This is a genomic window from Citrobacter sp. CK189 (assembly GCF_030333505.1).
In the GTDB taxonomy this organism is placed as follows: domain Bacteria; phylum Pseudomonadota; class Gammaproteobacteria; order Enterobacterales; family Enterobacteriaceae; genus Citrobacter_B; species Citrobacter_B koseri.
Genome location: NZ_JAOWFV010000039.1, coordinates 194,610 through 209,081, shown reverse-complemented (window position 1 = coordinate 209,081; position 14,472 = coordinate 194,610). Strand labels below are relative to the sequence as shown.

Sequence of the window (14,472 nt, the reverse complement as noted above, 5' to 3'; positions counted from 1 at the left end):
AGGCCTGATAAGATGCGCTGCATCGCCATCAGGCGTTACTGGTTATCGTTTTCCGCTATGCAGCCAGAACGGCTCCTGGAAGATCGCCTCATTGCGGAAGTGTTCAACTTCAATGCGCTGCCCTGTCACAATCGCGTGGCGCAGGCCCTGCCAGTTCTCCAGCCAGGCCTGTACCGCATTCGCGTCGTAATAACCTGCCAGCAGCAAAATGCTGTCAATATCGCGGGTCAGGCGCGGAAGCTGATCGCGATACCGATCGCCCAACGGCTGCCCGAAAGTCGCTTTCAGCTCCGCCGCATGGCGCGACAGGTGAATATCGGCAAAGCGTTTGAAAGAATCGGCCATTTTCGCCTGCGCTTTGGCATCAAGGAACGGTTGCCAGGCTTTGGTGACCAGCCATTCGGTCAGCGCCAGTTTAGCCATCGCCGTTTGCGTGCTATAGATAGCCGTGATGGCTGAAACCTCAGAGACAAGGGTCGCTTCCGACTGCGTCAGCAAATCGCGTAAGTGAGCGCTTGCTTTACGCGGTACAATACCGCCAAACAGCATCAGCGCATGGCGAACCAGCCCCATCGCCGCCAGTACATCCGCTTTGGCGGCGTCATTTCCACGCACCCACAGTTCTTCATGGTACTGCCATTGCGACAATGCCAGCTCCAGCGCCGCTTCCAGCCCCTGCTCAATGCTGGCTTTGGCTGGCGCTTTCAGCACCGCAGTAGGTCTGATCCCACGCGGAGCATTCCCCTGCGCCAGATGATATCCCCGTGCGGCCTTGCTCAGGCTGCCCTGACGCAGACCCGCTTGCGACACCAGTTGGTTTGCCAGTTTCAACACCGCACGGGTCTCGCCACTTAACAGTTCCAGCTCCAGCTCGCAAATTGGCTCGGCACATTCTCCGGCCTTCACTTCGCCAAGATCGAGCGCGATTTCAATACGGCTGCCGTCAACGTCCACCAGCCATTTCTCACGGTAAAAATCGGTGCTGAACAGCGGCTGCACGCGTGAAGCGAGATCCGCGGGCAGCTCGCCGTTCGGCCAGACCTCCTGCGGGAGCCGTGCGAGATCCAACGTCGGCTCGCTCAGCGCAACATTGTATTCCGGCCGTTGATGCAGGCCCCCCGTAACCCGACCGGCGATTTTCATGGTCATTTCATAACGACCATTCTCGCCACGGATGCGCAGACCTATATCATGTCCACGCAACCACTTGTCCGGCGTTTCGTAGTAAATGTTCTGTAACTGGCTGGGCGCATGGTGCTCGCCGCCGAGTGTTTGCAGATGGTCACGCAACGCGTCTACAGCGTCGTGATTAACGATAAACTTTAATTCGATTTCCTGAGCCATTGCCTTGTACTTATGGGTTATGTCACATATGGGAAGAATGACGGCGAACTTAACGCGTTCTTTTTTGTCAGTAGATAGTATTTTGCGCCAAATTGCCATGCAACGAGCAATTTGACGGGCGTAAAAGTTTAAAACAGTGGCAAAGATGACACAGATGATTCCGATTGATGTCGAATGCTTTGCGTAGAGACACTGATGCCACTACTATCGTTCCACTTTTTATGACAAAAACGACAGCCTGATGCCAAAATTACGCCTGATTGGATTAACTTTACTTGCACTTAGCGCCACTGCCGTCTCCCACGCAGAAGAGAAGCGCTATGTCTCTGACGAACTGAATACCTGGGTCCGCAGCGGTCCGGGAGATAATTATCGCCTCGTGGGTACGGTGAATGCCGGCGAGGAAGTGACATTATTACAGACTGACGCCAACACGAATTACGCTCAGGTGAAAGACAGTACAGGTCGTACTGCCTGGATCCCGATGAAAGAGCTGAACAGCTCGCCCAGCCTGCGTATCCGCGTACCGGATCTGGAAAATCAGGTTAAGACGCTGACCGATAAGCTGAACAATATTGATACCACCTGGAATCAGCGCACGGCCGACATGCAGCAAAAAGTGTCGCAGAGCGACAGCGTGATTAACGGGTTGAAAGAAGAAAACCAGAAGCTGAAAAACGAGCTGATCGTGGCGCAGAAGAAAGTCAGCGCCGCCAATCTGCAACTTGATGACAAGCAGCGCACCATTATTATGCAGTGGTTCATGTATGGCGGCGGCGTGCTGGGACTCGGCCTGCTGCTCGGCCTGGTTCTCCCGCACATGATCCCAAGCCGTAAACGCAAAGACCGCTGGATGAACTAAATCGCCTTCTCTGCCGCACTGACATATGATTAAGGGATGATTTTTTTCAGGAAGGGAAAGTGGCGTGAAGATTTATCTGGTCGGTGGTGCTGTTCGGGATGCGTTGTTAGGGCTACCGGTCAAAGATAAAGATTGGGTGGTGGTTGGCGCCACGCCGCAGGAGATGCTTGACGCGGGCTACCAGCAGGTAGGCCGCGATTTTCCCGTGTTTCTTCATCCGCAAACGCGTGAAGAGTATGCGCTGGCGCGCACCGAGCGTAAATCCGGTTCAGGCTATACCGGCTTTACCTGCTATGCCGCGCCGGACGTGACGCTGGAAGAAGACCTGCAACGTCGCGACCTCACCATTAATGCCCTCGCGCAGGATGACGACGGCCATATCGTCGACCCCTATCAGGGGCGTCGCGATCTGAACAATCGCCTGCTGCGCCATGTTTCCCCCGCCTTTAGCGAAGATCCGCTGCGCGTGTTGCGCGTGGCGCGTTTTGCCGCCCGCTACGCGCACCTCAGTTTCCGCATCGCTGATGAAACCCTGGCGTTGATGCGCGACATGACCGCCGCAGGCGAACTGGAACACCTCACGCCGGAGCGCGTATGGAAGGAGACCGAGAACGCCTTAACCACGCGCAATCCGCAGGTTTTCTTTCAGGTGCTGCGCGACTGCGGCGCGCTACGCGTTCTGTTCCCGGAAGTGGACGCGCTGTTTGGCGTTCCGGCTCCGGCAAAGTGGCACCCGGAAATCGATACCGGCATCCACACATTGATGACGTTATCAATGGCCGCCATGCTCAGCCCGAACGTTGATGTGCGTTTCGCCACGCTCTGTCACGACCTTGGCAAAGGGTTGACGCCCAAAGCGCTCTGGCCGCGCCATCATGGTCACGGCCCGGCAGGCGTAAAGCTGGTCGAGCAGTTATGCCAGCGTCTGCGCGTGCCGAATGAGATTCGGGATTTAGCCAAACTGGTGGCGGAATTCCACGATCTCATCCATACCTTCCCGATTTTGCAGCCGAAAACGATCGTGAAGCTGTTCGATTCGATTGACGCCTGGCGTAAGCCGCAGCGCGTAGAGCAAATCGCCCTGACCAGCGAGGCCGACGTGCGCGGTCGTACCGGTTTTGAGGCGTCTGACTATCCGCAAGGTCGCTGGCTGCGCGAAGCGTGGCAGGTCGCACAGGCGGTGCCGACAAAAGAGGTGCTGGAGGCAGGCTTTAAAGGCGCGGAGATCCGCGAAGAACTCACCAGACGGCGAATTGCAGCGGTGGCGAACTGGAAGGAACGGCGTTGCCCGAAACCCGAAGCGTAAGCTCACCGTTTTGTTGCCGGATGGCGCTCCGCTTATCCGGCCTACAAAATCGAACCGTAGGCCGGATAAGGCATTTACACCCCCATCCAGCATCAAAATCGAACCGTAGGCCGGATAAGGCATTTACGCCGCCATCCGGCATCAAAATAGAACCGTAGGCCGGATAAGGCATTTACGCCGCCATCCGGCAACAAAATCGAACCGTAGGCCGGATAAGGCGTAAACGCCGCCATCCGGCATCAAGCGTTATCAGAAGAAAACAACGTAGACCGCAGCAGCCACGATAAAGCGGTAAATCGCAAACGGAATGAACGAAATACGCTTAATCAATTGCAGGAAGGTTTTGATGGCGATCAGCGCCACAATGAACGCAGTCACAAATCCCACGGCGAACATGGGGATATCTTCCACCGTCAGGAACGACCAGCTCTTGTAGAGATCCAACGCCGTCGCGCCCATCATCATCGGAACGGCCAGCAGGAATGAGAATTCCGATGCGGCATAGCGACTCACCCCCATCAACATCCCACCGGAAATGGTCGCGCCGGAACGGGAAAAGCCCGGCCACAGCGCCAGACACTGGAAGCAGCCAATCATAAACGCCTGACGATACGTCATATCGTCCAGGCCCGGCGCGCGCGGCTCTTTCGGCTTCAGGCATTCCGCGGCAATCAGCAGCAGACCGCCCACGACCAGCGCATACATCACGTTGACGGGATTAAACAAAGACTTAATGGTGTCATGGAACACCAGGCCCAGCACCACGGCCGGGATCATCCCCAGCACAATATGCCCTAACGTCAGGCGCCCTTTTCCGGTGCCCTCATGCGGTTGTTTGCCAAAGTGAATGCCGATCAGGCCGAACAAACGCCGCCAGAACATCACCACCACCGCCAGGATCGATCCCAGCTGAATTACCACCTCAAACGTCTCTGCCGTATCGCCTTCAAAACCCAACAGGTGACCGACAATGATCATATGGCCCGTGCTGGAGACGGGCAAAAACTCCGTCAATCCTTCGACCACACCCAAAATTGCCGCCACCAGCAGCGAGTGTATATCGCTCATCAATAAACCCCTAAATCAAAAAAAACGAACAGCAGTTATGACTCCAGCTTTAAGACCCATATATCGCCGTTTGGTTTAAAAACTATGAAGTTAATTATTTTCTTTCAGATTATTGCCACGCTCAATGATAACGCCAACATTCGCCGCACGCGCTACGGCGCCGGGCTTACTGAGCTTGATGCGCACCCACGGAGAGTTAAAGCGGCTGAGCAGCAGATCCGCCACCTCTTCCGCTACGCGTTCGACTAACGCAAAACGGCCGCCCTCCACATGGCTGACTACCGTATCTGCAATGTCGGCGTAGCTCAGACAATCCGCAACGTCGTCGCTTCTGGCTGACTTACGGTTGTCCCACGCCATTTCGATATCGAACACCAGTTTCTGTTCGATAGTTTGCTCCCAGTCGTAAACACCGATAGTGGTGATTACCGAAAGTTGCTCTATAAATACAATATCCATCACGACCTGCCTGCTTTTTGGCTAACCCGGATACCACTTCCGGCGAAATATGCGTATTATCCACAGAAGTAGCGTTTAACACGACATTTTCAAAACGGAACAGCTTATGAGTGCAATCGCGCCTGGAATGATCCTCTTCGCGTACCTCTGCGGCTCAATTTCCAGTGCCATTCTGGTCTGCCGCATTGCAGGTTTACCCGACCCGCGTCAGAGTGGCTCCGGTAACCCTGGCGCGACCAATGTGTTACGCATAGGGGGCAAGGGAGCAGCCGTAGCGGTACTGATTTTCGACGTCCTCAAAGGCATGCTGCCGGTCTGGGGCGCTTATGCATTAGGCGTAACCCCTTTCTGGCTGGGCCTGATTGCCATCGCCGCCTGTCTGGGGCACATCTGGCCGGTCTTTTTTGGCTTCAAAGGCGGAAAAGGCGTCGCGACCGCATTCGGCGCGATCGCGCCCATCGGCTGGGACTTAACTGGCGTGATGGCGGGCACCTGGCTGCTGACCGTCTTACTGAGCGGTTACTCGTCATTGGGTGCGATCGTCAGCGCGCTGATTGCGCCATTCTACGTCTGGTGGTTTAAACCCCAGTTCACCTTCCCGGTCTCTATGCTGTCTTGCCTGATTTTGCTGCGCCACCATGACAACATCCAGCGCCTGTGGCGTCGTCAGGAGACGAAGATCTGGACGAAACTCAAGAAGAAGCGCGAGAAAGATCCGCAGTAGCTTTTTACACCACGCCGTAGGCCAGGTAAGGCGAAGCCGCCATCGGGCACATACGCATCGCCGGATGGCGACGCAAAGCGTCTTATCCGGCCTACAGATTGGTTCACCACGCCACCTGATATCCCTCGTCTGGCTTGCCGAGTCGCTTCTGGCACCATGCCGCCAGAAACTCCACACATACCCGTAACTTTACGCTGCGGTACAGCGGTTCCTGATAGACCGCCCAGATATTGGCGCTCTGCGCATACTCCGGCAATACCCTCACCAGTTTACCGCTCGCCAGAAACGGCTGCACATCCCACTCTGAACGCAGCATGATCCCTTTGCCCTCCAGCGCCCACTGCAAAACAATTTCACCGCTATTGGAAGAGAGGTGTCCGGTTACTTTCACTGATTTTTTCTCTTGCCCGTTCCCCAGTTCCCATATGCCGTGGGTCATATCACGTTCTTTTGTCACCAGACAATCATGACCGCTTAATTCTTGTAAGGTTTTCGGCTCAGGATATTTCTGGAGATATGCGGGAGACGCGCATAATATTCTTTTATTCTTTGTTAACAAATGCGCAATATAATAATCAGGAATTTCATCGTTAATCCGAATATCCAGATCGATATTATCCTGTACCAAATCAATTTGCCGATCGAAGAGTTCAAAGTGAACCTGTAATTCAGGATAATTGCGCATCAGGTCGGTAATGGCAGGTGCAATATAACTGCGGCCAAAACCAAAACTACAGCCAATGCGAATCATTCCCTCCGGGCGCGTTTTAATTTGCGTCACCTCATCCACCAGCCGCTGATAGTGCGTGAGGAGCTTCAGCGCATGTTCATAGCAGCGTTGCCCGCTTTCCGTCAGCGCAACACCTCTTGCCGAGCGGTTCAACAGCGTGGTGGCAAGGGTTGTCTCAAGAATCTGAATCCGTTTCGTCACGAACGCGGGCGTTTGCCCCAGCGCCGCCGCTGCCGCGCTAAAGCTTCCCGTATGGACAATTTCAACCAAAACCTGTAGGTCTTTGGCTAAGGGATAGTTGTTCAGCATCTGTCGGTTATCCGTGATTTTAATACGCGCAGTGTAAATCTCTTAACGTCGTTAAACCCTGCCTTTGCTCAATTTTCATCACCTTTCTGTAGTGTGATTCACGAACTGTTAATTGCATATACACAGTGACAAAAAATATAAAACCACACCTTTAGTGGTAGTTTACTCCAGAGAATTTATTTCCAGATTAATAAAAGAACTGGAGTTGATATGATGAGCAATCAAAATAACCAAAATGCGGTTACTACGTTGACGGATATTGTCGCTAATTTTACCGCCATGATCTCCACCCGAATGCCCGACGACGTCGTCGATAAATTAAAACAGCTGCGTGATGCCGAAACCTCATCGATGGGAAACATTATCTACCACACGATGTTCGATAACATGCAGAAAGCAATCGACCTGAACCGCCCGGCCTGCCAGGACACGGGTGAAATTATGTTCTTCGTGAAGGTCGGTTCCCGCTTCCCGCTGCTGGGCGAGCTGCAAAGTATTCTTAAGCAGGCCGTGGAAGACGCCACCGTAAAAGCGCCGCTACGCCATAACGCGGTCGAAATCTTCGACGAAGTGAATACCGGCAAAAACACCGGCAGCGGCGTGCCGTGGGTCACCTGGGAGATTATTCCCGATGGCGACGATGCGGAAATTGAAGTTTATATGGCGGGCGGCGGTTGCACGCTGCCAGGGCGTTCCAAAGTGCTGATGCCTTCCGAAGGCTACGAAGGCGTGGTGAAATTCGTCTTTGAAAACATCTCCACGCTGGCGGTCAATGCCTGTCCACCGGTACTGGTCGGCGTGGGCATCGCAACCTCCGTCGAAACCGCCGCCGTGCTTTCCCGCAAAGCGATTCTGCGCCCGATAGGCACCCGTCATCCGAATCCAAAGGCAGCAGAGCTTGAGCTGCGGCTGGAAGAAGGGCTAAACCGCCTGGGAATCGGCCCACAAGGGCTGACCGGCAACAGCTCGGTGATGGGCGTACACATCGAATCCGCCGCCCGTCATCCGTCAACCATTGGCGTGGCTGTCTCCACCGGCTGCTGGGCGCACCGTCGCGGTACGCTGCTGGTTCATTCTGACCTCTCCTTCGAAAACCTGTCCCACACCCGGAGCGCGTTATGAAAAAGATCCTCACTACCCCGATCAAAGCCGAAGACCTGGAAGATATCCGCGTTGGCGATGTGATCTACCTGACCGGAACGCTGGTGACCTGCCGCGACGTTTGTCACCGCCGCCTGATCGAACTCAAGCGCCCCATTCCTTACGATCTCAACGGCAAAGCGATTTTCCACGCCGGGCCGATTGTGCGTAAAAACGGTGATAAATGGGAGATGGTCTCCGTCGGCCCGACCACCAGCATGCGTATGGAAGCCTTTGAAAAAGAGTTCATTGAGCAGACCGGCGTGAAGCTGGTGGTCGGAAAAGGCGGTATGGGGCCGCTGACCGAAGAAGGCTGCCAGAAATTCAAAGCGCTGCACGTCATCTTCCCGGCTGGCTGCGCGGTGCTGGCGGCAACCCAGGTCGAAGAGATAGAAGAGGTGCACTGGACGGAACTCGGCATGCCGGAATCGCTGTGGGTTTGCCGGGTGAAAGAGTTCGGGCCGCTGATTGTCTCTATCGATACCCACGGCAACAACCTGATCGCCGACAACAAAAAACAGTTCGCCGAGCGTCGCGGTCCCATCGTTGACGAGATCTGCGAGTACGTGCACTACATCAAATAACCCTTCAGGAGAGGCGCTACGCCTCTCCCTTTTCTCAGGGATACGACAATGGCACCTTTATCTGGTTGGTGGCGATACCTGGCTCCACTGGTGGTCATCGCCATTATTGCTGTTTTGCCCGTCCCCACCGGTCTTGAGAGCCACACCTGGCTCTATTTTGCGGTCTTTACCGGCGTCATTGTGGGACTCATTCTGGAACCTGTACCGGGCGCGGTCGTGGCGATGATCGGGATTTCGATCATTGCCGTTCTGTCGCCGTGGCTGCTGTTCAGCCCCGATCAGCTCGCGCAGGAAGGCTTCAAATTTACCGCCAAAGCCCTCTCGTGGGCGGTGTCTGGTTTTTCTAACTCGGTTATCTGGCTGATTTTCGCCGCCTTTATGTTTGGCACCGGCTATGAAAAAACCGGTCTCGGTCGGCGAATTGCGCTGATGCTGGTGAAGAAGATGGGCCATCGCACGCTGTTTCTTGGCTATGCGGTGATGTTTTCCGAGCTGATTCTCGCCCCGGTCACGCCGTCTAACTCCGCGCGCGGCGCCGGGATCATCTACCCGATTATCCGCAACCTGCCGCCGCTCTATAACTCGCAGCCTAACGACGCCAGTTCCCGCTCCATTGGCTCGTATATTATGTGGATGGGCATCACCGCCGACTGCGTTACCAGCGCCATTTTCCTGACGGCGATGGCGCCTAACCTGTTGCTGATTGGCCTAATGAAAAGCGCATCCCATACGGCGCTAAGCTGGGGCGACTGGTTCTCAGGAATGCTGCCGCTAAGCATTCTGCTGGTCTTGCTGGTTCCGTGGCTGGCCTACGTGCTGTATCCGCCGGTGCTGAAATCGGGCGACCAGGTGCCGCGCTGGGCGGAAGCTGAGCTAAAGGAGATGGGCCCGCTCTGCTCGCGCGAGAAAAAGATGCTGGTGCTGATGGTCGGCGCGCTGGTGCTGTGGATCTTCGGCGGCGATTACATTGATGCCGCAATGGTCGGTTATAGCGTGGTGGCATTGATGCTGGTATTACGCATCATCTCCTGGGATGACATCGTCAGCAATAAAGCGGCATGGAACGTTTTCTTCTGGCTGGCTTCGCTGATTACGCTCGCCACCGGACTGAACAATACCGGCTTTATCACCTGGTTTGGCAAACTGCTGGCAAACGGGCTAAGCGGCTATTCGCCGATGATGGTGATGGTCGCGCTCATCGTGGTGTTTTATCTGTTACGCTACTTTTTTGCCAGCGCCACCGCTTATACCTCCGCGCTGGCGCCGATGATGATTGCCGCCGCGCTGGCGATGCCGGACATCCCCTTACCGGTGTTTTGCCTGATGGTCGGCGCCGCCATTGGTCTGGGCAGCATTCTCACCCCCTATGCGACCGGCCCAAGCCCCATCTACTACGGTAGCGGTTATCTGCCGACGGTGGATTACTGGCGGCTGGGTGCTATTTTTGGCCTGATCTTCCTGGTTCTGCTGGTAATAACCGGCCTTGTCTGGATGCCTCTCGTTTTGCTGTAAACCTCGTTGGGGCGGCATGACGTCGCCTCTTTTTTCCATAAGCTTCTCGTATGACCGTTTTCCCGATGCGCTGAGGCATACTTTTTTGTATGCACTCCCCTCACGCTGATAAGGGAAACGCTCTGGACACCGTTGCGCACAAGACTCTCACACGGGGCTGGCAGGCCGAACTGGATCTGCGGTTTACCCGCGCCGCGCATAAAACAGTGCTCACTTCGGCGCGACACGTCGGCCCGCTGACGGTACAGCGTCCGTTTTACCCGGAAGATGACGTTTGCCACCTCTATTTGCTTCATCCGCCGGGCGGCATTGTCGGGGGCGATGAACTCACGATTTCCGCCACGCTTGCAACAGACAGCCACGCATTAATCACCCAGCCTGGCGCAGGAAAGTTTTACCGCAGTCGCGGCCCTCAGGCGCAGCTGCGGCAGGATTTTTATCTCGCCCCGCAGGCCACGCTGGAGTGGCTGCCGCAGGATACGATCCTTTTTCCCGGCGCGAACGCTAACATCCAGTCGGTCTTTCATCTGGCGCAAGAGAGCCGGCTGCTGGCCTGGGATCTGCTCTGTCTGGGGCGACCGGTGATGCAGGAGACCTTCAGCCACGGCACGCTGCGCAACCGCCTGGAAGTATGGCGGGACGGTACGCCGCTATTAATAGAAAAGCTGCATCTTGAGGGAGGAAACCTGCACACCGTCGCCAGACATCCCTGGAGCGGTACGCTGCTCTGTTATCCCGCCACGGAAAAGATGCTGGACGGCGTACGCGAGCAAATTGCCCCCCTCGGCGACTACGCTGGCGCGACGCTGATTGATTCACTGCTGGCCCTGCGCTTCCTCGGGCATGACAACCTGCTTATCCAGCGCGTTATGCGCGCCGTCTGGCAATCCTTACGACCACAACTGACCCAAAAACCGCCACTCCTGCCCCGTATCTGGCAGACATAAGAGAATCACTATGGAACTGACTCCCAGAGAAAAAGACAAGCTGTTGCTCTTTACCGCCGCGCTGGTGGCGGAGCGTCGTCTGGCGCGTGGACTGAAGCTGAACTACCCGGAATCGGTGGCGCTGATCAGCGCTTTCATTATGGAAGGCGCCCGCGACGGCAAAAGCGTGGCGTCACTGATGGAAGACGGTCGCCATGTGTTGACCCGCGATCAGGTGATGGAGGGCGTGCCGGAAATGATCCCGGATATTCAGGTTGAAGCCACCTTTCCAGACGGCTCGAAACTGGTCACCGTTCATAACCCGATCGTATAAGGAGGAACCATGATTCCAGGCGAATACAGGATCTCCACGGGAAACATCGCGATCAATACAGGCAGAGAAACCTGCACGATCGTGGTTGAGAATCATGGCGATCGCCCGGTTCAGGTCGGATCGCACTATCACTTTTACGAGGTCAACCCCGCATTACGCTTTGACAGGCAAGCCGCACGCGGTTTTCGCCTGAACATCCCCGCAGGCACGGCAGTGCGTTTTGAGCCGGGGCAAAAACGCGAGGTCGAACTGGTGCGCGTCGCCGGGGCACAGCGTATTTTTGGTTTTCGCGGCGAAGTAATGGGCTCTCTGGAGGCAGACAATGACTGAGATTTCCCGGCAGGCTTATGCCGACATGTTTGGCCCGACGACCGGCGACCGGGTGCGTCTGGCGGATACCGAACTGTGGATCGAAGTCGAAAACGATCTCACGGCCTACGGCGAAGAGGTGAAATTCGGCGGCGGTAAAGTGATCCGCGACGGTATGGGCCAGGGGCAAATGCGTGCTCGCGCGTGTGTGGATCTGGTGATCACCAACGCGCTGATCGTCGATCACTGGGGGATCGTCAAGGCGGACATCGGCATCAAAGACGGCAGGATCTTCGCCATCGGCAAAGCCGGTAACCCGGATATTCAGCCCAACGTGACGATCCCGATTGGCGTCGGCACGGAGGCGATCGCCGGTGAAGGAAAGATCGTTACCGCTGGCGGCGTGGACACGCATATTCACTGGATCTGCCCGCAGCAGGCGGAAGAGGCGCTGGTCTCTGGCGTGACGACCATGATTGGCGGCGGCACCGGCCCGGCGGCGGGCACCAATGCCACCACCTGTACGCCTGGCCCGTGGTACATCGCCCGCATGTTGCAGGCGGCGGACAGCCTGCCGGTGAATATCGGTTTTCTCGGCAAAGGGAATGGATCGAACCCGGACGCGCTGCGTGAGCAGATTGCCGCCGGCGCGATCGGCCTGAAGATCCACGAGGACTGGGGCGCGACGCCTGCGGCGATCGACTGTGCGCTGACCGTAGCTGAAGAGATGGATATTCAGGTCGCGCTGCACAGCGACACGTTAAACGAGTCCGGTTTCGTCGAGGACACGCTGGCGGCAATTGGCGATCGCACGATCCATACTTTTCATACCGAAGGGGCGGGCGGCGGTCACGCCCCGGATATTATCACCGCCTGCGCGCATCCCCATATTCTCCCCTCCTCCACCAACCCGACACTGCCTTATACCGTCAACACCATTGACGAGCATCTCGATATGCTGATGGTCTGCCACCATCTCGACCCGGATATCGCCGAAGATGTGGCGTTTGCCGAGTCGCGTATTCGTCGGGAAACCATCGCCGCCGAAGATGTGCTGCACGATCTCGGCGCCTTTTCCCTGACCTCGTCGGATTCCCAGGCGATGGGACGAGTGGGCGAAGTCATTCTGCGAACCTGGCAGGTGGCGCACCGGATGAAAGTACAACGCGGCCCGTTAGCGGAGGAGACGGGCGATAACGACAACCAGCGCGTAAAACGCTACATCGCCAAGTACACAATAAACCCGGCGTTAACCCACGGCATCGCCCATGAGGTCGGTTCTGTTGAGGCCGGAAAGCTGGCGGATCTGGTGCTCTGGTCTCCGGCCTTTTTTGGCGTAAAACCCGCAACACTCATTAAAGGCGGGATGATCGTCTGCGCGCCGATGGGTGATATCAACGCCTCGATTCCCACACCGCAACCGGTGCATTACCGGCCGATGTTTGGCGCGCTTGGCGCAGCGCGTCATCACTGTCGCCTGACCTTTCTTTCTCAGGCTGCGGTTGAAAACGGCATTGCGCAGCAGCTCAACTTACGCAGCGCCACCGCCGTCGTGAAAGGCTGCCGGACGGTAAAAAAAGCCGACATGATCCACAACAGCCTGCAACCCAACATCACCGTTGACGCCCAGACTTACGAGGTGCGCATTGACGGTGAGCCGATCACCAGCGAACCGGCAGACGTGTTGCCGATGGCCCAGCGTTATTTTTTATTTTGAGGAGACGATATGCTGTATCTGACGCAACGTATTGAAACGCCCGCCGCCGTCACGGCAACGCTGACGCTCCCCATTGATGTCCGCGTCAAAAGCCGGGCGAAGGTAGTGCTGGGCGACGGACGCGAAGCCGGTTTACTGCTGCCGCGCGGTCTGCTGTTACGCGGCGGCGATCGCCTGAGTACGGAAGATGGCGCAGAGGTGGTGGAGATCATCGCCGCAAACGAAGCCGTTTCGGTCGTGCGCTGCGCCGATCCATTCCTGCTCGCCAAAGCCTGCTACCACCTGGGCAACCGCCACGTTCCGCTGCAAATTCTGCCTGACGAGCTGCGCTATCACCACGATCACGTACTCGACGACATGCTGCGCCAGTTCAGCTTAGAGGTGACTTTCGCGCATCTGCCCTTTGAACCGGAGGCGGGAGCATATGCCAGCGAATCTCACAGCCATCACCACGGCCACGCCCACTGATGACTGACGCCAGACAACGGCTGCGCCTGATGCAGCTCGCCAGCAGCAGTTTACCGGTGGGATCGTTTACCTGGTCTCAGGGGCTGGAGTGGGCGGTGGAGATCGGCTGGGTGAAAAACGCGGAAGACTTTGCGCACTGGCAAACGCAACAGCTGGAGCAGAACTTTTTTACCGTCGACCTGCCGATTTTCGCCCGGTTGTACCACGCCTGTGAACGGAATGACGTTACCGCCGCTCGCCGCTGGAGCGCATACCTGCTGGCCTGTCGGGAAACCAGGGAACTGCGCGAAGAAGAGCGTAGCCGGGGGGCGGCGTTTACACGCCTGGTGGTGGACTGGGTGCCGGACTGCCCGCAGACGTGGCGTCCGCTTTTTGCCGACAGCCAGCTCTGCGGTATGGCGTGGCTGGGCGTGCGCTGGCGCATCCCGCTGACGGATCTGGCGTTAAGCCTCGGCTACAGCTGGTTAGAAAGCGCGGTGATGGCGGGGGTGAAGCTGGTGCCCTTCGGACAACAGGCGGCGCAGCAGCTCATTCTTTCGCTTTGCGACCATTACGCGCAGGGTATGGCGCAGGCGCTGGCTCGCCCGGATGCGGATCTGGGCTCATCCACGCCGCTGGCCGCTATCGCTTCTGCCCGTCACGAAACACAATATTGCCGATTATTTCGCTCCTGAGGAGAC

General features: G+C 56.7%; 16 protein-coding genes and 1 pseudogene. 13 read left to right on the top strand and 4 right to left on the bottom strand.

The window, feature by feature from the left end; all coding sequences use genetic code 11:
- Positions 1-42: 42 nt before the first annotated feature.
- Positions 43-1,344 (bottom strand): CYTH domain-containing protein, encoded by a 1,302-nt coding sequence (locus OGV83_RS16685; RefSeq protein ID WP_047461147.1) that lies wholly within the window; start codon positions 1,342-1,344, stop codon positions 43-45.
- A 241-nt stretch (positions 1,345-1,585) separates the two neighbouring features.
- Between OGV83_RS16685 and OGV83_RS16680 the strand changes: the two genes are divergently transcribed.
- The 3 genes and pseudogenes from OGV83_RS16680 to OGV83_RS21660 form a co-directional block, all read left to right on the top strand.
- Complete coding sequence (locus OGV83_RS16680) at positions 1,586-2,206, top strand: TIGR04211 family SH3 domain-containing protein (RefSeq protein WP_012135182.1); 621 nt, start codon at positions 1,586-1,588, stop codon at positions 2,204-2,206.
- 64 nt (positions 2,207-2,270) lie between these two features.
- On the top strand, positions 2,271-3,512 hold the full coding sequence (locus OGV83_RS16675; protein WP_286464112.1) for a multifunctional CCA addition/repair protein: 1,242 nt from the start codon (positions 2,271-2,273) through the stop codon (positions 3,510-3,512).
- Positions 3,508-3,621 (top strand): annotated as a pseudogene (locus tag OGV83_RS21660) (hypothetical protein); the annotation flags it as partial. The gene OGV83_RS16675 and the pseudogene OGV83_RS21660, both read left to right, overlap by 5 nt.
- A gap of 140 nt (positions 3,622-3,761) precedes the next feature.
- Here the strand turns inward: OGV83_RS21660 and bacA are convergent.
- Positions 3,762-4,580 (bottom strand): undecaprenyl-diphosphate phosphatase, encoded by an 819-nt coding sequence (bacA, locus tag OGV83_RS16670; protein WP_012135186.1) that lies wholly within the window; start codon positions 4,578-4,580, stop codon positions 3,762-3,764.
- Positions 4,581-4,670: 90 nt separating this feature from the next.
- Positions 4,671-5,039, bottom strand: a complete 369-nt coding sequence (gene folB, locus OGV83_RS16665; RefSeq protein WP_012135187.1) for a bifunctional dihydroneopterin aldolase/7,8-dihydroneopterin epimerase — start codon at positions 5,037-5,039, stop codon at positions 4,671-4,673.
- A 106-nt stretch (positions 5,040-5,145) separates the two neighbouring features.
- On the opposite strand from folB, the gene plsY reads away from it, so the two are divergent.
- Complete coding sequence (plsY, locus tag OGV83_RS16660; protein ID WP_012135188.1) at positions 5,146-5,763, top strand: glycerol-3-phosphate 1-O-acyltransferase PlsY; 618 nt, start codon at positions 5,146-5,148, stop codon at positions 5,761-5,763.
- Positions 5,764-5,866: 103 nt separating this feature from the next.
- Here the strand turns inward: plsY and ttdR are convergent, their stop codons facing one another.
- Entirely contained in the window at positions 5,867-6,802 is a 936-nt protein-coding gene (ttdR, locus tag OGV83_RS16655) for an L-tartrate utilization transcriptional activator TtdR (RefSeq protein ID WP_012135189.1), read from the bottom strand.
- A 210-nt stretch (positions 6,803-7,012) separates the two neighbouring features.
- Here ttdR and ttdA point away from each other — a divergent pair, with 210 nt between their 5' ends.
- From ttdA to OGV83_RS16610, 9 genes are all read left to right on the top strand, one after another.
- Positions 7,013-7,924: a L(+)-tartrate dehydratase subunit alpha gene (gene ttdA, locus OGV83_RS16650; protein WP_012135190.1), complete on the top strand. Its 912-nt coding sequence runs from the start codon at positions 7,013-7,015 to the stop codon at positions 7,922-7,924.
- Positions 7,921-8,526 carry a L(+)-tartrate dehydratase subunit beta gene (gene ttdB / locus OGV83_RS16645; RefSeq protein WP_012135191.1) on the top strand — a complete coding sequence of 202 codons (606 nt, stop codon included), beginning with the start codon at positions 7,921-7,923 and terminating at the stop codon, positions 8,524-8,526. Before ttdA ends, ttdB begins: the two co-directional genes overlap by 4 nt.
- A 48-nt stretch (positions 8,527-8,574) precedes the next feature.
- On the top strand, positions 8,575-10,038 hold the full coding sequence (locus OGV83_RS16640) for an anion permease (RefSeq protein WP_058668123.1): 1,464 nt from the start codon (positions 8,575-8,577) through the stop codon (positions 10,036-10,038).
- 89 nt (positions 10,039-10,127) lie between these two features.
- The gene (locus OGV83_RS16635) at positions 10,128-10,985 is read left to right on the top strand and encodes an urease accessory protein UreD (RefSeq protein WP_286464110.1); all 858 of its coding nucleotides are present in this window, start codon (positions 10,128-10,130) and stop codon (positions 10,983-10,985) included.
- Between the two features lie 10 nt (positions 10,986-10,995).
- Positions 10,996-11,298, top strand: coding sequence for an urease subunit gamma (locus tag OGV83_RS16630; RefSeq protein WP_042289336.1), 303 nt, complete (start codon positions 10,996-10,998; stop codon positions 11,296-11,298).
- Positions 11,299-11,307: 9 nt separating this feature from the next.
- Positions 11,308-11,628, top strand: a complete 321-nt coding sequence (locus OGV83_RS16625; protein ID WP_012135195.1) for an urease subunit beta — start codon at positions 11,308-11,310, stop codon at positions 11,626-11,628.
- Entirely contained in the window at positions 11,621-13,324 is a 1,704-nt protein-coding gene (gene ureC, locus OGV83_RS16620) for an urease subunit alpha (protein WP_012135196.1), read from the top strand. The genes OGV83_RS16625 and ureC overlap by 8 nt, the downstream gene beginning before the upstream one ends.
- 9 nt (positions 13,325-13,333) lie before the next feature.
- Positions 13,334-13,792, top strand: a complete 459-nt coding sequence (gene ureE / locus OGV83_RS16615; protein ID WP_286464107.1) for an urease accessory protein UreE — start codon at positions 13,334-13,336, stop codon at positions 13,790-13,792.
- On the top strand, positions 13,792-14,466 hold the full coding sequence (locus tag OGV83_RS16610; protein WP_047461132.1) for an urease accessory protein UreF: 675 nt from the start codon (positions 13,792-13,794) through the stop codon (positions 14,464-14,466). The genes ureE and OGV83_RS16610 overlap by 1 nt, the downstream gene beginning before the upstream one ends.
- Positions 14,467-14,472: the final 6 nt, after the last annotated feature.